This window comes from Neobacillus drentensis (assembly GCF_021560175.1).
Lineage (GTDB): Bacteria > Bacillota > Bacilli > Bacillales > Cytobacillaceae > Neobacillus > Neobacillus drentensis_A.
Genome location: NZ_CP091110.1, coordinates 6,050,563 through 6,070,318, shown reverse-complemented (window position 1 = coordinate 6,070,318; position 19,756 = coordinate 6,050,563). Strand labels below are relative to the sequence as shown.

Here is a 19,756-nt window from a genome sequence, read left to right as displayed (position 1 = left end):
TAAAGCCAAAGAATGGGCCCCGAATGGGCAGAGGAGGCACTCAAAATGCAATTTAAATTATCGGAAGAGCATGAAATGATTCGGAAAATGGTTCGGGATTTTGCCCGCAACGAGGTCGCGCCGACCGCGGCAGAGCGTGATGAGGAAGAACGCTTTGACCGTGAGATTTTTGACAAAATGGCGGAACTCGGGTTAACGGGAATTCCATGGCCGGAAGAGTACGGCGGCATTGGCAGCGACTTTCTTGCTTATTGTATCGCAGTTGAAGAGCTTTCCCGCGTGGATGCGTCAACAGGCGTCCTCTTGTCTGCCCACACCTCGCTGGCCGGCTGGCCGATTTACAAATTCGGCAGTGAAGAGCAAAAACAAACCTACCTGCGCCCGATGGCAGAAGGAAGCAAAATCGGCGCTTACGGGTTAACAGAGCCTGGCAGCGGTTCGGATGCGGGCGGGATGAGAACGACTGCCCGATTAGAAGGAGACCACTATATCCTAAATGGGTCAAAAATCTTTATTACCAATGGCGGTGAGGCCGACATTTATGTGGTCTTTGCTTTAACCGACCCAACCAGTAAGCAAAAAGGAACGACAGCGTTTATTATCGAAAGCGATTTTCCTGGCTTCTCGGTTGGTAAAAAGGAAAAGAAACTCGGTATTCGCTCCTCGCCAACAACCGAAATTATTTTTGAAGATTGCAAGGTTCCAATTAAAAACCGCCTTGGTGAAGAAGGCGATGGCTTTAAAATTGCGATGATGACGCTCGATGGCGGCCGCAACGGCATCGCTGCTCAGGCAGTCGGCATTGCCCAAGGCGCACTCGATGCAGCCGTCGACTATGCACGCGAACGCCACCAATTTGGCAAGCCGATTGTCGCCAATCAAGGCATCTCCTTTAAACTGGCGGATATGGCTACCAATATTGAAGCGGCAAGACTACTAACCTATCAAGCAGCATGGCTCGAGTCCAATGGCTTACCGTACGGTAAAGAGTCAGCGATGTCCAAACTGTTTGCAGGCGACACGGCGATGAAGGTAACGACGGAAGCGGTTCAAGTCTTTGGCGGGTATGGCTATACAAAAGATTATCCGGTTGAACGGTTTATGCGCGATGCCAAAATCACTCAGATTTATGAAGGAACACAAGAAATTCAACGACTCGTCATTTCGAGAATGATCACAAAATAAACAGCCATGCCAACAGGGGCTCGGGGGCCCCTTGGCGTTGGTGCTAGAAAAAGGCGGTACCTAGGATGAAAAAAAGAGAAGTTCAAGCCTCTGTCAAGGATGAGCGTCTTGTTCAAAAAAGGCGCGACCAAATGATCAAAGGGGCTGTATCACTTTTTAAACAAAAGGGGTTTCACCGGACAACGACCAGGGAAATCGCCAAAGCAGCTGGATTCAGCATCGGAACATTGTATGAATACATTCGCACGAAAGAGGACGTCCTATACCTGGTCTGTGACAGCATCTATGACCATGTCAGTGAACGGCTTCAGCAGGATTTGGCAGTGGAAAAAGGGACATTGGAAAGCTTAAAGCACGGAATTGCTGACTTTTTCCAAGTCATGGATGAAATGCAGGCGGAGGTGCTGGTCATGTATCAGGAAGTGAAGTCACTTTCCAAAGATGCCCTGCCATATGTACTGAAAAAAGAAATGGAAATGGTCGCGATGTTTGAGGAGCTGTTGACCCGTTGTGTCGAGAACGGGGAACTGCGATTATCGAAAAAACAAATTGAACTTGTAGCTCACAATATTTTTGTACAGGGACAAATGTGGGGATTCCGCCGCTGGGCCTTAAGAAAGCTGTTTACGCTCGAGGAATATATTGCGATGCAGACAGAGGTCTTATTATCAGGTATTCAAGGCGGAGTTTCAGGCGCAGTTACAGTTCCGGAGAAAGGGTAAGTCCATTTTTTCAAAAGGGGGAGCACGATGGGGAAATATCAGCCACGGCATCATATTCGCTTTGTGACGGCATCAAGCCTGTTTGACGGTCATGATGCCTCCATTAATATAATGAGACGGATCCTGCAGGCGAGCGGGGCGGAGGTCATCCACCTTGGCCACAACCGCTCGGTCGAAGAGGTTGTAAATGCCGCGATTCAGGAAGATGTCCAAGGAATTGCGATTTCGTCGTACCAAGGCGGGCATGTTGAGTATTTTAAATATATGTATGATTTGTTAAAAGAAAAGGGTGCACCGCATATTCGGATTTATGGCGGCGGAGGCGGGGTGATTATCCCGCGCGAGATGGATGAACTGCATGCCTACGGGATTGCCCGGCTGTTTTCACCGGAGGACGGGCGGACGCTTGGACTGCAAGGGATGATTGACCGGATGATCGAGGAATGTGATTTTTCAACAGTCACTTCCGATGTTAATGAACAGCTTGCTAAGCTGCCAGCGGGCGATGTGAATGCGATTGCCAAGCTGATTACGATAGCAGAACTTCATGTTGATAAAAGGAACGAGGCCGCGGCTGCAGCGGAACAGGTGCTTGAACAGGTGAAGTCACTTGAAAAGGGGATTCCAGTTGTCGGGATTACCGGAACGGGTGGTGCCGGAAAAAGTTCGTTAACCGATGAGTTAATTCGCCGCTTTATTAATGAATTTCCAGGAAAAAAAGTTGCGATTCTTTCTGTCGACCCAACCAAACAAAAAACAGGCGGAGCACTGCTTGGCGACCGGATCCGCATGAATGCAATTTTCTCTCCGAATGTGTACATGCGCAGTCTCGCGACACGGTCCTCCAAAAATGAATTATCGCTGGCGATTAAGGATGCCGTCACGGTTACCAAGGCGGCAGGCTTTGACCTAGTGATTGTCGAAACGAGCGGCATCGGTCAGGGGGACGCGGAAATCACCGAGATCTGTGATGTGTCGATGTATGTGATGACGAGTGAATTTGGAGCGCCATCACAGCTGGAAAAGATTGATATGCTCGACTTTGCTGACTTGATTGTCATCAATAAATTTGAACGCAAGGGCTCGGAGGATGCGAAGCGCCAGGTACAGAAGCAGTATCAGCGCAACCATATGCTGTTTGAAAAAGATCTGGACGAAATGCCGGTATACGGCACGATTGCCAGCCAGTTTAATGACCAGGGGACGAATGCGTTGTTTGCGGCGTTAGTTGAAGTGATTAATGAAAAAGCAGGCACCGAGTGGGTGACGTCGTTTAGTAAGGAAGCCGTGGTTGAAAAGCAAAATGTCATCATTCCGACAGACCGCCGTTATTATTTACGTGAGATCACCGAGACAGTGCGCGGCTATCATCGCAAGGCCGAAGCCCAGGCCAATATTGCCCGGAAATTATTTCAGCTTGAGGGTGCCATCGAGGCAGTTCAGGATCAGCCGGAAGTGGTGGCTGCTTTAGAGAAAGTGAAACAGGAAACAGAGGAGCAGCTGACGACGGAATCGCAAAAAATCCTAGCGTCGTGGGAACAGACGAAGTCAGCGTATGCGGGTGAAAAATTTGTTACGCGCATTCGAGATAAAGAGATTATCACCGTTTTAAAGTCGAAAAGTTTATCCGGCCTTGATATTCCGAAAGTGGTTCTGCCAAAATATAAAGATTACGGTGAGATTTTGCGCTGGGTGTACCGCGAGAATGTCCCAGGTTCATTCCCTTATACGGCTGGGGTGTTTCCTTTTAAACGCGAGGGTGAAGATCCGAAGCGCCAGTTCGCCGGTGAAGGAACACCGGACAGGACCAACCGCCGCTTCCACTACTTGTCAAAGGATGATGCGGCAAAGCGGTTAAGTACTGCCTTTGATTCAGTGACTTTGTACGGGGAAGACCCGGATTACCGTCCCGATATTTTTGGGAAAGTTGGCGAAAGCGGGGTCAATGTTTGTACCTTAGATGACATGAAAAAGCTGTATGCCGACTTTGATTTATGCCACCCGTCCACATCGGTTTCGATGACAATTAATGGCCCAGCGCCGATTATTTTAGCAATGTTTATGAATACGGCCATTGATCAGCAGGTGCAGGAGAAGGAAGCAGAGCTTGGCCGGACGTTGACGGTTGAAGAGTTTGCTAAAGTCCGAGCCTACACACTGCGCACGGTACGCGGGACCGTTCAGGCTGATATTTTAAAAGAAGACCAAGGCCAGAATACGTGTATTTTTTCAACAGAGTTTGCCTTACGGATGATGGGCGATATTCAACAGTATTTCATTGACCATCAAGTCCGCAATTATTATTCTGTATCAATTAGCGGTTATCATATTGCCGAAGCCGGTGCCAATCCGATTTCGCAGCTCGCGTTTACGCTGTCTAATGGCTTTACGTATGTGGAATATTATCTGAGCCGCGGTATGAAGATTGATGATTTTGCGCCGAACCTATCGTTCTTTTTCTCGAATGGCTTGGATCCTGAGTACACGGTGATTGGCCGGGTGGCACGGAGGATTTGGGCGACGGTGATGCGTGATAAATATGGGGCGAATGAGCGCAGTCAAAAGCTGAAGTATCATGTTCAGACCTCAGGGCGGTCGCTGCATGCCCAGGAAATCGACTTTAATGATATCCGGACGACCCTGCAAGCATTAATGGCCTTGCATGATAACTGTAATTCCCTTCATACAAATGCTTATGATGAGGCGATTACGACGCCAACCGAAGAGTCGGTGCGCCGGGCGATGGCGATTCAGATGATTATTACGAAGGAGCATGGGTTAACGAAGAATGAGAATCCTCTTCAAGGTTCGTTTATTGTCGAAGAGCTGACCGATTTAGTGGAAGAGGCGGTTCTCCAAGAGTTTGACCGCTTGAATGACCGCGGCGGGGTGCTCGGTTCGATGGAGACCCAGTATCAGCGCGGCAAGATTCAGGACGAATCGATGTATTATGAAATGAAAAAGCACACCGGAGAATTGCCAATTATTGGCGTCAATACGTATGTAAATCCGAATCCGCCATCTGAAGAAGAGGTCAATAATATGGAATTGGCCCGGGCCACGAAGGAAGAGAAGGAATGGCAGATTCATCATTTGCAGGCCTTCCAGGAAGCTCATTCAAGCGAAACAGCAGCTGCCTTAGCTCGCTTGAAGGCTGCAGCGGTCAACAATGGCAACATCTTCGCCGAACTGATGGAAACCGTTAAAGTCGCCAGCCTCGGGCAAATCACGAGAGCGTTATACGAAGTCGGCGGACAGTACCGGCGGAATATGTAATACGAAAATAGTATAAACGGTGACAGGCACCATGTGAGGATTTCACATGGTGCTTTTCGCGGAATGTCTATTTTTGTGTTAAAATAGTTAGTTGTTATCGATATCAAATTAATCTTGTATCTTATATAATCAATCTTAGCGTTTCAACTTCAATGTGTTTATAGGTAGGTGTGTCCAGATGAAGGGTCTTCACATAATCATTATTTTAATCATTTTCGCCTGGCCATTAAACTATTTATATCAACGGCAGCTGGGTGCAGTTTCGTTCCTGCTTTTGGCCATTCTCTTTTTGTATGTTTCCATTAAAGAGATGAAAAAGCTTAAGAGGGAGAAATCTCAGAAGGGGGAATAATTCATCCCTGCAAAAATTCAAGACAAACTATCTACTTACACTAGCATAAACACCAAGAATTTGTTTATAATGAAGAATATGCAAAAATTAGAAGTGTGGAAAGTATATTACCCGCACGGGAGCTAGACAGTTATCAAAATTCAATTATTTTTTCATACATAAGAATCCTAACTGTCCTGGACCACTCGGAAAGTTATGAGTGTTAAATAGAGAAAGGAAGTGCCAATAGTGAGTTTAGCACAATACTCAAAAGAGGAATTGCAAGAGTTTTCCCTCATGGAAATGGCTTATGAATATTTAAAAAATAGCAAGCAGCCCATCTCCTTTCATGATTTAGTGAAAGAGATTAAAGCCGCTGCTGGAATATCGGACGAAGAAATTCGGACACGCCTGGCACAATTTTATACGGATATCAACATCGACGGCCGTTTCCTTTCATTAGGAGAAAACCGCTGGGGACTACGCTTCTGGTATCCAGTTGATACAGCTGAAGAAGAGGTAATCACCGCCGTTAAACCGAAGAAGAAAAAGGCGAAAAAGGTTGTCGACGAAGAAGAGCTTGAGGACTTCGATGAAATCGATGAAGAAGATTATGATGATCTGGATGACTTTGCCGATGATGATGACGATCTTCTTGATGATGATGATGATGACGACGATTTGGATGATGATCTGGATGATGTCGATGAATTCGACGACGATGACGATGTCCTTGACGAAGATGATGATGATGAGTTCGAACTTGATGAAGCAGAAGTTCTCGATGAAGAGCTTGATGAAGAGGAAGAAGATGAAGAGTTCGACGAAGTGGAAGAAGACGAAGACTTGTAAGTTTGATCCCGAGTTCCACCGGTTCTCTCTTTTTAGGGTGAAGGAAACAGCTTGACTTTTTATCCAGGCCCCTGTATTATCTTTTTTGGGCTCCTTTTAAAAGGACGAATGAATATAACGAATATGCGCTCCCCTCGCAATGCCGCGAGTGGAGCGCTTTTTATTTTTATGTGAAGCTGGAGTGCCTGGCACCTGAAGCTTTTCTAAAAAACTCCCATATCAGGAGTTTTTTCGTTTTTGGAGCAATAGGGAAATAATTTTTAAAAAAATATCCTTAAACAACCTGAATAATGCACAAACTGTAATAGAGGAGGACTATTTATGACAAAGTATATTTTTGTTACGGGTGGTGTAGTGTCATCACTTGGAAAAGGAATTACCGCTGCTTCCTTAGGGCGTTTATTGAAAAATCGAGGTTTAAATGTAACGATCCAAAAATTCGATCCGTACATTAACGTGGACCCAGGAACCATGAGTCCTTACCAGCATGGTGAAGTATTTGTTACCGATGATGGTGCGGAAACAGATTTGGATCTTGGCCACTATGAGCGTTTTATTGACATTAATCTAAACAAGTACTCCAACGTAACAACAGGGAAAATCTATTCAACGGTATTAAGAAAAGAGCGCCGCGGTGACTACTTAGGGGCAACTGTTCAGGTTATTCCGCACATTACCAATGAAATCAAAGAGCGCTGTTTCCGGGCGGGAAAAGAAACAAATGCTGATGTTGTTATTACGGAAATTGGCGGTACAGTTGGGGATATCGAATCACTGCCATTTCTAGAAGCGATTCGCCAAATTAAGAGTGATATTGGCAGCAAAAATGTAATGTACATTCACTGTACGCTGATTCCTTACATAAAAGCGGCCGGTGAAATGAAGACGAAACCAACCCAGCATAGCGTAAAGGAACTGCGCAGCCTAGGAATTCAGCCAAATATTATTGTCGTCAGAACAGAATATCCAGTTTCTCAGGATATGAAGGATAAACTGGCCTTGTTCTGTGATATTGATGCCAAAGCGGTGATCGAATGCCGTGACGCGGATACCCTTTATTCCATTCCGCTCGCGCTGCAAGAGCAAAACATGGATCAAATCGTTTGTGATCACTTGGAATTAGGTACTTCTCCAGCAGAAATGACCGAGTGGACCGCACTTGTTGACCGGGTTCTAAACCTTTCTGGTAAAGTCCGGATTGGTCTTGTTGGTAAGTATGTAGAACTTCAGGATGCCTACATTTCAGTTGTTGAAGCGATGAAGCATGCCGGTTATGCATTTGATACAGACGTAGAAATCAAGTGGATTAATTCCGAAGATGTTAACCGTGAAAATGTTGCGGAACTCCTTAAAGATGTCGATGGCGTGCTAGTGCCTGGCGGATTCGGCGACCGGGGAATTGAAGGGAAGATTGAAGCAACCCGTTATGCCCGTGAGCAGAAAAAGCCATTCCTTGGTATTTGCCTAGGTATGCAGCTGGCAACGATTGAATTTGCCCGCAACGTATTGGGTTATGCTGATGCACATTCAGCAGAATTCCTTCCTGAAACGAAACATCCAATTATCGACCTGCTTCCTGAGCAGAAGGATGTGGAAGATTTGGGCGGTACATTGCGTTTAGGTCTATATCCTTGCCGACTTGCAGAAGGGACAAAGGCGTTTGAAGCCTATGAGGATGAAGTGGTCTATGAGCGCCACCGTCACCGTTATGAGTTTAACAATTTCTATCGTCAAGAGATGGAAGCACAAGGATTTGTGTTCTCAGGGACTAGCCCTGACGGCCGTTTAGTGGAAATCATTGAGTTGAAAGATCACCCATGGTTTGTCGCGTCACAGTTCCATCCGGAATTCGTGTCAAGACCAACGCGTCCACAGCCGTTGTTCCGTGACTTTATTAAAGCTTCTATTCAAAAATAATTTTGATTACTGGCCAGTCTCCGTTTGCGGACTGGTCTTTATTTTTGTAATAAAAAGGAAAAACAGCCAATCTTGCCGGAAAAAGAGCCAAAGGTCCGCCGAAATCGACCATTGTTGTGTAAAAAATGGCCAATCACCTCCAAAAATGGGCCAATCATCACCAAAAATCAGCCAATCAAAAATAGGGCCCGCTAAGGCCCTATTTTACTCTTCATATTCTGCTAAAATCTCATCAATCGTAAATTTTAAGCCGTGATAGACAAACAATGCCGCCATCGCAGACGGAAAGCCATAACGATTTCCTGCCTCATCGGGAAGCAGTCCTTTTGTTAACCGCAAATCGATATGGACATCGGCTAATTGTGATAAATCCTGATCAGCGGGCTCAATCACTGTGGAAGCCGCCACAAAAGGGATCATCTTTTCGCGGAGCAGCTGGGCGAGTTCAAGTGCCGGCCTGTCAGTAGAAAACCTTGAAAACAACAGGACACGGTCAGCATCACTCAGCTCGTCAATCTCAGCCTCGGTTAACACCTTAGCCGCCTGTAACGGCTCAGCTCCTTCTACTGCTTCCAATTCCACGGCTTTCATTTCCTTCGTGCCATAAAGATAAATGGAACCGTCACCGGCAGGGGCCTGGGCGAGCAGGCGGGCGCCATCCTCAAAGGAAAACTCTTCTTTTTCTGCTATTTTTTTAAAAACACCCGTTAACTGGGTAGTAAACATTTTTAACATTTTAACCCTCCTTTTACGCCATTCATTATAAGTCTTTTTTGGCCGTAACCCAAAAACAAATGTAAAAATAACAAAACTTTAAGCAGGATATTTATTTCCCAAGGTAGAAATATAACAAGTAAAAGAGAAAGCTAAGAAAGAGGTGGCGTTTATGAAAGAGAAAATTTTAATTGTCGACGATCAATTTGGCATTCGCATCTTGCTGAATGAAGTGTTCCAAAAAGAAGGATATCAAACATTTCAAGCTGCAAATGGAGTCCAAGCACTAGAAATCGTGACAAATCATCATCCGGATCTTGTCCTCTTGGATATGAAAATTCCCGGTATGGACGGTATAGAAATTTTAAAACGAATGAAAGTTATCGATCCAGAGATTCGCGTCATCATCATGACCGCCTATGGCGAATTGGATATGATTCAAGAAGCCAAAGACCTTGGTGCTCTAACCCATTTTGCAAAGCCATTCGATATTGACGATATCCGTGCCGCTGTCCGCAAACATATTCCGCAAAAAGCAAACTAAATAATGGTATTTTTTTTAAAAGTAAAGCACAAAAGCAGACAACTTTTGGTGGGTGCGCTTTCATTGTGACAGTTTCAAAAAAAGCGCTCGAATAATGGCATTTCCTCATTTCTTTTGATATGATACATATGAACTTTTAACAGGCTGGGTATCATTTTGATTTATACATAATCGACAAATCAGAGGGAAATCCTGTTATGGAAGACCCTGTTTAAAATGATATCAAGCTAACTTAAGGAGGAAGAGAAATGCCTTTAGTATCAATGAAAGACATGCTTAACAAAGCGAAAGCGGAAGGCTACGCTGTAGGGCAATTCAACTTAAATAACCTGGAGTTTACACAAGCCATTTTAATGGCTGCAGAAGCAGAAAAGTCACCAGTAATCCTTGGTGTTTCTGAAGGTGCTGCTCGTTATATGTCCGGCTTTAAGACTGTTGTAAAAATCGTTGAAGGCCTAATGGAGGACTTAAACGTAACAGTTCCTGTGGCAATTCACCTTGACCACGGTTCAAGCTTTGAAAAATGTAAAGAAGCCATCGATGCAGGCTTTACATCTGTTATGATTGACGCTTCACATCACCCATTTGAAGAGAACGTTGAAATTACTAAAAAAGTAGTAGACTACGCTCACTCTAAAGGTGTTTCTGTTGAAGCTGAGTTAGGAACTGTTGGCGGACAAGAAGATGACGTTTCTGGAAGCATTATCTATGCTGACGCTCAGGAATGTGTTGAGCTTGTAAAACGCACAGGTATCGATTGTTTAGCTCCTGCATTAGGTTCTGTACACGGTCCTTACAAAGGCGAACCAAACCTTGGTTTCAAAGAAATGGAAGAAATCGGTAACCTTACTGGTATGCCATTAGTATTACACGGTGGTACTGGTATCCCAACAAAAGATATCCAGCGTTCTGTTTCCCTTGGAACTGCAAAAATCAACGTAAACACTGAAAACCAAATTGCTTCTGCGAGAACTGTTCGTGAAGTATTAGCAGCAAAGCCAGAAGAGTACGATCCACGTAAATACTTAGGCCCAGCTCGTGACGCGATCAAAGAAACAGTAATCGGCAAAATGCGCGAATTCGGTTCTGCAGGCAGAGCTTAATAACATCTGTTGGTTCTGGAGTTATCTGGAACTTTTATAAAAACTGAAAACCGTCCTTTTTTAAGGGCGGTTTATGTCTGTAAAGAGATATCTGAAAATTTAGTCGAAACTGAAGGAATTGAAGGCCCTTATAAGACTGGAACAACCGCAGAAACGCCTATTTTTCATTGGGAAACCCCCTCCATTTTTCACGACGAAAACAAACACTCACGACTGCTTTGCAAATTGGGATAAATTTTTTTATTATAAATACATGAAATTGAGATTTTCGTGTAAACTAATGATAGACAAGCTGTCGGAATTTGACTTTTTGTGTTGGAAAAATATACCTATAGCCTCGCTTGGTACCAGTGGTCTTTTTAAATAAAGCAGAAACACCCCTAATGGTGCTTGTGTATAAAAAAAGTCACGCGCTGACAATCATTCGTGACCTTTCGTGGGCTTAGAAGGGAGTCAATTAATGGAAAAACTAAAAATTGCGGGCGGTTATCCGTTAAAAGGAACAGTTCGCATCAGTGGTGCTAAAAACAGTGCTGTAGCCCTCATACCAGCCACCATTTTAGCAGAATCACCCGTAACGATCGAGGGTTTGCCAAATATCTCTGATGTGGAAATCTTAAAGGATTTGCTCGAGGAGATCGGCGGGAAAGTCGCTATGACGGATGAGGAAATGACGGTTGACCCTTCAACGATGATTTCGATGCCGCTGCCAAACGGTAAGGTAAAAAAGCTGCGTGCTTCCTATTATTTAATGGGTGCGATGCTAGGACGGTTTAAGAAGGCAGTGATTGGATTGCCTGGCGGCTGTCATCTCGGCCCAAGACCGATTGACCAGCATATTAAAGGGTTTGAAGCGTTGGGTGCTCAAATTACCAACGAACAAGGGGCGATTTATTTGCGTGCAGATGAATTGCGCGGTGCCCGGATTTACTTGGATGTAGTCAGTGTCGGAGCAACCATTAATATTATGCTGGCTGCCGTACGCGCTAAAGGTCGGACGATCATTGAGAACGCTGCGAAAGAACCAGAAATTATTGATGTGGCCACCTTATTAACCAATATGGGCGCGAAAATAAAGGGAGCTGGAACCGACGTAATCCGGATTGATGGTGTCGATACGCTTCATGGCTGCCGTCATACGATTATTCCAGACCGAATCGAAGCAGGAACCTATATGATTATAGGAGCAGCTGTCGGCAAAGGAATCTTAGTTGATAACGTCATCCCGCAGCATTTAGAATCGTTGATTGCTAAACTCCGTGAGATGGGCGTGAGGATTGAGACGAGTGATGACCAAGTGTTTGTTGATGGTTCAGTCAACTTGAAAGCGGTTGATATCAAAACCCTTGTTTATCCGGGATTCCCAACCGACCTGCAGCAGCCATTTACGACGCTCTTAACAAAAGCTTCAGGATCAGCCGTGGTGACCGATACGATTTATGGTGCCCGTTTTAAACATATTGATGAACTAAGAAGAATGAATGCGAATATTAAGGTAGAAGGCCGCTCTGCGATTATTAACGGTCCAATCCAGCTCCAAGGTGCAAAAGTGAAGGCAAGCGATCTCCGTGCCGGAGCAGCCCTTGTCATTGCTGGCTTGTTGGCCGAAGGAATTACGGAAGTGACCGGTCTTGATCATATTGACCGTGGTTATAGCAATTTAGTTGAAAAACTAAACGGACTCGGTGCCACTGTTTGGCGGGAAGCACTAACAAAGGACGAGCTCGAACACCTTAAGAACACATAAAAAACAACGCGGTCTTTACCGAAACAGCCTCAAAAGAAAATCTAGTAATTAAATAAAGTAGACGTAGACAGTACAAATGGTGTCAGGCACCACACAGAAGAGGCTAGATTAATGCATCTAGTCTCTTCGTTTAATTCACAAGGATAAGGAATAATTACCAATAATGGAATTATTATTTTTTAGTTGATTAATTTTTTGTAGAGAGGGTAAAATAGTAATTGTTTTTATTATGCATCTATTCTGCAATCCTATTCATTTCTTTTATCTACTTCTATTTCAATTCCTCTAATTTCTGATTATTATCTAACTAGACAATCTCCCGCTTTCAACTAGCGGATTTGCTGGAAAAATTTTAAAGAGTGGTGTACAAATGGACTTAACTATTTCAAGTTTAGAGAATATGAAGCTGAAGGAACTTTATGAGCTTGCTCGCGAATATAAAGTAACCTACTACAGCAAATTAACGAAAAAAGAATTAATTTTTGCAATCTTAAAATCTCGCGCTGAACAACAGGGCTTTTTCTTCATGGAAGGTGTTCTCGAGATTATACAATCAGAGGGTTTTGGATTTTTACGGCCAATCAATTATTCGCCAAGCTCAGAGGATATTTATATTTCCGCTTCGCAAATCCGCCGTTTTGATCTTCGCAATGGGGACAAGGTGTCCGGTAAGGTTCGACCTCCAAAAGAAAACGAACGCTATTATGGTTTGCTCCATGTGGAGGCGGTCAACGGGGAAGACCCAGAATCTGCGAAAGAGCGTGTTTATTTCCCAGCTTTAACTCCGTTGTATCCAGATAGACAAATGAAGCTCGAAACAACACCAAAACATCTGTCGACGAGAATTATGGATGTTGTGGCACCGGTCGGTTTTGGTCAGCGTGGTCTGATCGTGGCCCCTCCAAAGGCCGGAAAAACGATGCTGATAAAAGAAATTGCCAACAGCATTACGACGAACCATCCTGATGTCGAGTTAATCGTGTTGTTAATCGACGAACGTCCGGAAGAGGTAACCGATATTGAACGTTCTGTTGCAGGTGACGTAGTCAGCTCGACGTTTGACGAGGTTCCTGAAAACCATATTAAAGTGGCCGAGCTCGTGCTTGACCGGGCAATGCGTTTGGTTGAGCACAAGCGTGATGTCGTGATTTTGATGGATAGCATTACGCGTTTGGCGCGTGCCTATAACCTAGTCATCCCGCCAAGCGGCCGGACGCTTTCAGGTGGTATTGACCCGGCAGCGTTCCACCGTCCGAAGCGTTTCTTCGGGGCTGCCCGTAATATTGAAGAGGGCGGCAGCTTAACCATTCTCGCTACGGCTCTTGTTGATACGGGTTCACGGATGGATGATGTTATTTATGAGGAATTTAAAGGGACAGGTAATATGGAACTGCATCTTGACCGTCAATTGGCGGAGCGCCGTATTTTCCCTGCGCTTGACATTCGCCGTTCCGGTACTCGTAAAGAAGAATTACTTATTCCGAAGGACCATTTGGATAAGTTATGGGCGATTCGCAAATCGATGTCCGATTCACCAGACTTTGCTGAGCGCTTCTTGAAAAAATTACGCCAAACAAAGTCGAATGAAGAATTTTTCGCCCAATTAGGGGAAGAGTTGAAAACTAGACGGTAGTAGAAGATGTTGCTTTGGACTAGATTGGTTGGGGGTTCCATTTGCGTTCCTTTTTTAAAAAGAAGCCAACAAATCCCAGCTTGCAAAAATAGGATACCCTTGTTATAATGGGTGCAGTGTCTTTTATGTAATTGGTGCTTGTTTGTAAAGACAGGCATTTATATAACTCTGTTTCGAATGATTCAGGGCGGAAGGAGCTGAAAAGAAATGAAAGCAGGAATTCATCCTAATTATAAAATGGTAAAGGTGACTTGTGCATGCGGTAATACATTTGAAACAGGTTCTGTTAAAAATGAGATCCGTGTTGAAACTTGTTCAGAATGTCATCCATTCTATACTGGTCGTCAAAAATTCGCTGAAGCTGGCGGACGTGTTGACCGTTTCAACAAAAAATACGGCCTTAAGTCACAACAACAATAATTACTCAAGGAACAGGCAAGAGAACCTATGGCTTGCCTGTTTTTTATTGAAAAAAATTAGTGGATTGACATAGATAGGCAGGAAAAATACTTAAATATAGTTGAGAATTCAGCTTAAAATATATTATAAATCGTTCTAGGGTTCGTTATAGGAAGGAGACGCCGTTTATGTATTTAATGAAACAAAGCGGATGGGTTGAGGTTATCTGTGGCAGTATGTTTTCCGGGAAATCAGAGGAATTGATTCGTCGGGTTCGGCGGGCTCAGTTTGCAAAACAAAATATAGCTGTGTTTAAGCCGAAAATTGATAATCGCTACAGTGAGCAGTCAGTCGTATCCCATAATGGCTCTTCTTTTCATGCGACGCCAATTTCCCATTCTATTGAGATTTTGCATCATGTAGAGGCGGATATCGATATTATTGCGATAGATGAAGTTCAGTTTTTTGATGAAGGAATTGTCCGAGTTGTTCAGCAGCTGGCAGACAGCGGGCACCGCGTGATCTGCGCCGGGCTTGATATGGATTTCCGCGGTGAGCCGTTCGGGCAGATGCCGGCGTTAATGGCGGTAGCAGAGTCGGTAACAAAGCTGCAGGCAGTTTGTACTGTGTGCGGTTCACCATCCAGCAGAACGCAGCGGCTGATTGATGGCCGTCCAGCCTCTTACCATGACCCGGTTATATTGGTCGGTGCTTCGGAAGCATACGAACCGCGCTGCCGTCACCACCACGAAGTCCCAAAAACAACACCTGTCAACTCGCGCTAAGTTGCGATGGTGCCTGACACCGAAAACGTGGTTAGCAATGTACTAATATAATAAATGGTGCCTGTCACCGTTAACACTGTCTGGGAGTTGGTTCTCAGGCAGTTTTTTTTGTGGGTTTATTTGGATCAGTGTTTGGATTTTTGAGGAGTTAGCGGGAAAATGGGAAAGGTTCGCGGGATTATCTGGCTTTTGCGCGGGATTAACAGGTTTTTATACGGAATTATCGTCGTTTTACACGGAATTATTGATAAAATGCGCGGAAATAAGTTGGAAACCCACGGAATTACTTATCTTCGTCATTTTTACTCCTAGCTAGACATGAAGCTTTGGAAAGATTTCACTAGCTCATTACAACTCAGCTCCGGGCATGATAGTAATGGGAGGTGTAAGTATGGTAAAAAAGTGGATGTCCCTTATGGGTATCATGTTTTTGTTAATCGTCAGCGGCTGTCAAGGGCAAAATGATCGTTCGGCCAATGACCTTCGCCACAATAATCCGCAACATACGAACATGTCCAGCCTAAACAATGGTGGACCTGATAGTATCAATGATCGCCGTAAGAACAAGCAGCATATGGTCGAAGATGACATCACCAACCAAAACCCGAACTTTCTTGATTTAAAACGGACGGGCAGCGGTGGGGAAGCAGGTGCGACCAATCATGGCAATGATATCAACAAAGCAAAACAAGTCATTGCCCAAACGAATGAATTTAGGACGGATTCTGTCTGGATTAACGGCGATCGTATGTGGGTAACTGTTTATAAAAAAGGAATGCTGTCTGATCAAGAAAGAAACAAAGCGGAAGCGCGCCTTCACCGGAAACTGGTAAAAGCACTTCCACGTTATAATATGGAAGTCCGCGTCCAGGAGGACCGCAGGTAACATGCTCTGATTTTAGGGCATGTTTTTTTGTGTGGAAAAAAAGGGCTTGGCATAAATAAAATATTTCTCCCTCAATTTGGTTTTGACGGCGGTTTTCACCTATACTATAATTAGAATGTTATGGACTAAAACTCGAGGTGAATGAACTGTGTTTGATCGTCTTCAATCCGTGGAAGATCGCTACGAAAAGTTGAACGAACTTTTAAGCGACCCAGAAATAATTAATGATTCAAAGAAACTTCGCGAATATTCAAAAGAACAAAGTGATATACAAGAAACTGTACAAACCTACCGCCAATATAAAGAGACTCGTGCGCAGCTTCAGGATGCAAAGGCTATGCTTGAAGAGAAGCTTGATGCCGAGATGCGTGAAATGGTGAAGGAAGAAGTTCATGAGCTTGAGGCTCAAATTGAAGAGCTTGAAGCAAAAATGAAAATTCTCCTTGTTCCAAAGGATCCAAACGATGACAAAAACGTTATCTTTGAAATCCGCGGTGCAGCTGGCGGGGAAGAGGCGGCATTGTTTGCTGGTACGCTTTACCGGATGTACAGCCGATTTGCGGAAGCACAGGGCTGGAAAACAGACTTGATTGATGCCAGCCCAACAGGCCTTGGCGGCTATAAAGAAATCAGTTTTATGATTAATGGTCAAGGTGCATACTCTAAATTAAAGTTTGAAAGCGGCGCCCACCGTGTTCAGCGTGTGCCAGAAACAGAATCTGGCGGCCGGATTCATACTTCAACTGCAACGGTTGTGTGTTTGCCAGAGGCGGAAGAGTTTGAATATGAAATCCATGATAAAGATATCCGCTTTGATACTTTTGCTTCAAGTGGTGCCGGCGGACAATCCGTTAACACGACAATGTCAGCCGTTCGGTTGACACACTTACCAACTGGAATCATGGTATCGATCCAGGATGAAAAGTCACAGCACAAGAACCGGGATAAAGCGATGAAGGTTTTACGTGCACGTGTCTATGATAAGTTCCAACAGGAAGCGCAGGCTGAATATGATCAGGTTCGTAAATCCGCAGTTGGAACAGGTGACCGTTCAGAACGAATTCGCACCTATAATTTCCCGCAAAATCGGGTAACCGATCATCGCATTGGCTTAACCCTTCAAAAGCTTGATCAAATTATTGAAGGTAAGCTGGACGAAATTATTGATGCATTGGTAATGGATGAACAGGCAAAAAGACTAGAAGAGGCATCTAATGAGTAAAAAAGTATTTGAGGCCCTAAAATGGGCTTCTTCTTTTTTAGTTGAAGCAGGTCGTAATGACAATGCCGGCGAACTTTTGCTTCGGCATTTTACTGGAATGTCACGTGCGCAATTGTTTGCCAATATGCGTGAGGATATAGAGCTGAGTGTTTGGGAAGCGTTTGAAGGGGCAGTACGGGCACATGTCGAAGAAGGTGTCCCGGTCCAATATTTGATCGGTTCTGAAGAGTTTTATGGCCGGACCTTTGTGGTGAATGAGGAGGTTCTCATTCCGCGCCCGGAAACAGAAGAACTTGTCTACGGGACACTCCAGCGCATGAAAAAGATCTTCACCAGCCACCAGGAAATCCGTTTAGCCGACATCGGCACAGGCAGCGGTGCCATCGCCATCACCTTGGAATTAGAATACCAACCGACGACAGTGCAAAAGGTGACAGGCACCAATAATACTGCGGAGATGGTAGGAACGGTGACAGGCACTGATAACACTGTGAAGCAGGTGTTAAAGGTGACAGGCACTGATATTGCGGAGGGGTCGCTTGCGGTGGCGCGGGAGAATGCTGCCCGGCTTGGGGCGGATGTTCGCTTTATGCAGGGGGATTTGCTCGGGCCGTTTATCGAGAATGGCGAGAAACTGGATGTGGTGGTGTCAAATCCGCCTTATATTCCGGTTGCTGATAGGGAAACGATGTCTGAGGTGGTGACGGAGCATGAGCCGCATCGTGCCTTGTTTGCGGGTGATGATGGCCTCGACTTCTACCGCCGTTTTATGACGGAATTGCCACTGGTTCTAGCGCCAACGGCCCTTGTCTGTTTTGAAATCGGCATGGGGCAGGGTGAAGCGGTAGCGGAGCTGTTCCGAACAACCTTCCCAAAGGTTAAGGTTGAAATTGTTAATGATATTAATGGCAGGGATCGGATGGTTTTTGCCGAAATTAAAGAGTGTTAAGCCGGAATTGGTTTAACACTCTTTTTATCGTTTACCAGGAAATGATAAAATTACAAACCTTGTGCTGCTTCGTGAAATCCATAAACTACGTGCTATTGGACAAGTTCGAGAGGTTGGAGTTGGATTTTGTCCAATAGGACACTTCTATTGGACAAATTGGAGAGGTTGCAATAGAGGATTGTCCAATAGAGCCCTTCTAATGGACAAATCCTCGCTTTTTAAGTGAATTTTGTCCAATAGAGCCTTTCTATTGGACAAATTGGAGAGGTTGCAAATGAAGATTGTCCAATAGAATCCTGCCAATGGACAAATCCTCGTTTTTTAAATGAATTTTGTTCAATAGAGCCGCTGCTATTAGACGAAAACACACAAGCCATCTTTAATTTTGTCCAATAGACCACTCCTATCAGAAAGACAAATTTTTACCTTGGAAAAATTTAATAGAGTTTTTCAAATTTACTAGTTTAAGATTCTTCATCTTTGTCCAAAATGGAAGTATCGAAGGGCAAAGGGGTTGTGCTAAGTTGAGAGGAAAACTAATCGTTTGGGGATACTTAGTCATTTTATCATTGGGGACAATGTTGAATTTATATATGCCAAAGACCGAAGCCGCAGCAAAGGAATCAATTGTCATTCCGGGGGAAGCCATCCGCTTAAGGATTTTGGCAAACAGTGATTTTGAACAAGATCAAGCAATCAAACGCCAGGTACGTGATGCTGTAAATGCACAAATTACACTGTGGGTACAAGATTTAACGTCAATGAACGAAGCAAAAAAGGTCATCAACAGCAAGCTTCCTGAAATCCAGACCATTGCTGAAAAAGTAGTTCATGAACAAGGATCGAACCAGTCGGTGAAGGTTGAGTTTGGAAAAGTTCAGTTTCCTACCAAATTATATGGCCAGTACTTATATCCAGCTGGCGAGTATCAAGCAATCCTGATTACATTAGGCAAAGGCGAAGGCGCAAACTGGTGGTGCGTATTATACCCGCCATTATGCTTCCTTGATTTTTCAAATGGTGTTGCAGTGAGCGATGGCTTTGAGGAAAAACACGTAGCAAAAGCAGAAACCATTAGTGAAAAAGAACAGCAAAATGAAAGTCAAACAGAAGAAGAGGCAGAAACACCTGCACCTGTACCAGTGGAAGAAAAAGAACAAGCGGAAAGCATAGTAAGCGAACCGGTAGAAAAACCATCTAAGACCGTAAAAGAAGTAGAACAGCCCGTAAAAAAAGTGATTCAAGCACCCCAAAAATCTGTAGAAGAAATAAAGAAACCAGTTGAAGAAGAAGTTAACACTGAAAACTTGGATAAAGACGTACAAATAGCGAAGAAGCCTGTTGAAGAAGTAAAAAAGGCGAAGAAGAAAGTAAAGAAGGAAGCCCCTGTCTATACCGCTAAAGACGAAGAACCAGTAAAGGTTAAGTTTTTCGTGGTAGAAATGTGGGAGAAAATGTTTAACTAAAACTAGTCCAGCGCCGGACTAGTTT

General features: G+C 44.4%; 17 protein-coding genes. 16 read left to right on the top strand and 1 reads right to left on the bottom strand.

Features of this window, described 5'->3' with window-relative positions:
* Positions 1-45: 45 nt before the first annotated feature.
* The 5 genes from L1999_RS28670 to L1999_RS28650 all read left to right on the top strand — a co-directional run bounded on the left by L1999_RS28670 (position 46) and on the right by L1999_RS28650 (position 8,283).
* Positions 46-1,185, top strand: a complete 1,140-nt coding sequence (locus tag L1999_RS28670) for an acyl-CoA dehydrogenase (protein ID WP_235741616.1) — start codon at positions 46-48, stop codon at positions 1,183-1,185.
* A gap of 65 nt (positions 1,186-1,250) precedes the next feature.
* Positions 1,251-1,907: a TetR/AcrR family transcriptional regulator gene (locus tag L1999_RS28665; RefSeq protein ID WP_235741615.1), complete on the top strand. Its 657-nt coding sequence runs from the start codon at positions 1,251-1,253 to the stop codon at positions 1,905-1,907.
* 27 nt (positions 1,908-1,934) lie between these two features.
* On the top strand, positions 1,935-5,183 hold the full coding sequence (gene icmF / locus L1999_RS28660) for a fused isobutyryl-CoA mutase/GTPase IcmF (RefSeq protein WP_235741614.1): 3,249 nt from the start codon (positions 1,935-1,937) through the stop codon (positions 5,181-5,183).
* A gap of 580 nt (positions 5,184-5,763) precedes the next feature.
* Positions 5,764-6,366, top strand: coding sequence for a DNA-directed RNA polymerase subunit delta (rpoE, locus tag L1999_RS28655; protein ID WP_235744495.1), 603 nt, complete (start codon positions 5,764-5,766; stop codon positions 6,364-6,366).
* A gap of 321 nt (positions 6,367-6,687) precedes the next feature.
* Positions 6,688-8,283: a CTP synthase gene (locus L1999_RS28650; protein ID WP_235741613.1), complete on the top strand. Its 1,596-nt coding sequence runs from the start codon at positions 6,688-6,690 to the stop codon at positions 8,281-8,283.
* 204 nt (positions 8,284-8,487) lie between these two features.
* Here the strand turns inward: L1999_RS28650 and L1999_RS28645 are convergent, their stop codons facing one another.
* Positions 8,488-9,018, bottom strand: a complete 531-nt coding sequence (locus L1999_RS28645; RefSeq protein WP_235741612.1) for a DUF2529 domain-containing protein — start codon at positions 9,016-9,018, stop codon at positions 8,488-8,490.
* 151 nt (positions 9,019-9,169) lie between these two features.
* Between L1999_RS28645 and L1999_RS28640 the strand changes: the two genes are divergently transcribed.
* The 11 genes from L1999_RS28640 (at position 9,170) to spoIIR (ending at position 19,731) form a co-directional block, all read left to right on the top strand.
* A complete protein-coding gene (locus tag L1999_RS28640) occupies positions 9,170-9,541 on the top strand; it encodes a response regulator (RefSeq protein ID WP_215045456.1) in 372 nt (123 codons plus the stop codon).
* 248 nt (positions 9,542-9,789) lie between these two features.
* Positions 9,790-10,644 (top strand): class II fructose-bisphosphate aldolase, encoded by an 855-nt coding sequence (locus L1999_RS28635; protein ID WP_235741611.1) that lies wholly within the window; start codon positions 9,790-9,792, stop codon positions 10,642-10,644.
* A gap of 460 nt (positions 10,645-11,104) precedes the next feature.
* A complete protein-coding gene (locus L1999_RS28630) occupies positions 11,105-12,391 on the top strand; it encodes a UDP-N-acetylglucosamine 1-carboxyvinyltransferase (RefSeq protein ID WP_235741610.1) in 1,287 nt (428 codons plus the stop codon).
* Positions 12,392-12,761: 370 nt separating this feature from the next.
* Positions 12,762-14,024 (top strand): transcription termination factor Rho, encoded by a 1,263-nt coding sequence (gene rho / locus L1999_RS28625; RefSeq protein ID WP_235741609.1) that lies wholly within the window; start codon positions 12,762-12,764, stop codon positions 14,022-14,024.
* A gap of 207 nt (positions 14,025-14,231) precedes the next feature.
* Entirely contained in the window at positions 14,232-14,444 is a 213-nt protein-coding gene (rpmE, locus tag L1999_RS28620) for a 50S ribosomal protein L31 (RefSeq protein WP_160724203.1), read from the top strand.
* A gap of 167 nt (positions 14,445-14,611) precedes the next feature.
* Positions 14,612-15,208, top strand: a complete 597-nt coding sequence (locus L1999_RS28615; RefSeq protein ID WP_235741608.1) for a thymidine kinase — start codon at positions 14,612-14,614, stop codon at positions 15,206-15,208.
* 159 nt (positions 15,209-15,367) lie between these two features.
* Positions 15,368-15,520, top strand: a complete 153-nt coding sequence (locus tag L1999_RS28610) for a hypothetical protein (RefSeq protein ID WP_235741607.1) — start codon at positions 15,368-15,370, stop codon at positions 15,518-15,520.
* Positions 15,521-15,599: 79 nt separating this feature from the next.
* Positions 15,600-16,094, top strand: a complete 495-nt coding sequence (locus L1999_RS28605) for a hypothetical protein (RefSeq protein WP_235741606.1) — start codon at positions 15,600-15,602, stop codon at positions 16,092-16,094.
* A 148-nt stretch (positions 16,095-16,242) separates the two neighbouring features.
* Positions 16,243-17,316: a peptide chain release factor 1 gene (prfA, locus tag L1999_RS28600; RefSeq protein WP_235741605.1), complete on the top strand. Its 1,074-nt coding sequence runs from the start codon at positions 16,243-16,245 to the stop codon at positions 17,314-17,316.
* Positions 17,309-18,265 (top strand): peptide chain release factor N(5)-glutamine methyltransferase, encoded by a 957-nt coding sequence (prmC, locus tag L1999_RS28595; protein WP_235741604.1) that lies wholly within the window; start codon positions 17,309-17,311, stop codon positions 18,263-18,265. The genes prfA and prmC overlap by 8 nt, the downstream gene beginning before the upstream one ends.
* A gap of 578 nt (positions 18,266-18,843) precedes the next feature.
* Entirely contained in the window at positions 18,844-19,731 is an 888-nt protein-coding gene (spoIIR, locus tag L1999_RS28590; protein WP_235744494.1) for a stage II sporulation protein R, read from the top strand.
* Positions 19,732-19,756: the final 25 nt, after the last annotated feature.

Bases quoted from the DNA above. Each gene is read 5' to 3' on its own strand.
- icmF (WP_235741614.1), top strand. From the start codon at position 1,935: ATGGGGAAATATCAGCCACGGCATCATATTCGCTTTGTGACGGCATCA.
- rpmE (WP_160724203.1), top strand. From the start codon at position 14,232: ATGAAAGCAGGAATTCATCCTAATTATAAAATGGTAAAGGTGACTTGT.
- L1999_RS28635 (WP_235741611.1), top strand. From the start codon at position 9,790: ATGCCTTTAGTATCAATGAAAGACATGCTTAACAAAGCGAAAGCGGAA.
- L1999_RS28670 (WP_235741616.1), top strand. From the start codon at position 46: ATGCAATTTAAATTATCGGAAGAGCATGAAATGATTCGGAAAATGGTT.
- prmC (WP_235741604.1), top strand. From the start codon at position 17,309: ATGAGTAAAAAAGTATTTGAGGCCCTAAAATGGGCTTCTTCTTTTTTA.
- L1999_RS28615 (WP_235741608.1), top strand. From the start codon at position 14,612: ATGTATTTAATGAAACAAAGCGGATGGGTTGAGGTTATCTGTGGCAGT.
- L1999_RS28640 (WP_215045456.1), top strand. From the start codon at position 9,170: ATGAAAGAGAAAATTTTAATTGTCGACGATCAATTTGGCATTCGCATC.
- L1999_RS28665 (WP_235741615.1), top strand. From the start codon at position 1,251: ATGAAAAAAAGAGAAGTTCAAGCCTCTGTCAAGGATGAGCGTCTTGTT.
- L1999_RS28605 (WP_235741606.1), top strand. From the start codon at position 15,600: ATGGTAAAAAAGTGGATGTCCCTTATGGGTATCATGTTTTTGTTAATC.
- L1999_RS28645 (WP_235741612.1), bottom strand. From the start codon at position 9,018: ATGTTAAAAATGTTTACTACCCAGTTAACGGGTGTTTTTAAAAAAATA.
- L1999_RS28630 (WP_235741610.1), top strand. From the start codon at position 11,105: ATGGAAAAACTAAAAATTGCGGGCGGTTATCCGTTAAAAGGAACAGTT.
- L1999_RS28650 (WP_235741613.1), top strand. From the start codon at position 6,688: ATGACAAAGTATATTTTTGTTACGGGTGGTGTAGTGTCATCACTTGGA.
- spoIIR (WP_235744494.1), top strand. From the start codon at position 18,844: ATGTTGAATTTATATATGCCAAAGACCGAAGCCGCAGCAAAGGAATCA.
- rho (WP_235741609.1), top strand. From the start codon at position 12,762: ATGGACTTAACTATTTCAAGTTTAGAGAATATGAAGCTGAAGGAACTT.
- L1999_RS28610 (WP_235741607.1), top strand. From the start codon at position 15,368: ATGGGAAAGGTTCGCGGGATTATCTGGCTTTTGCGCGGGATTAACAGG.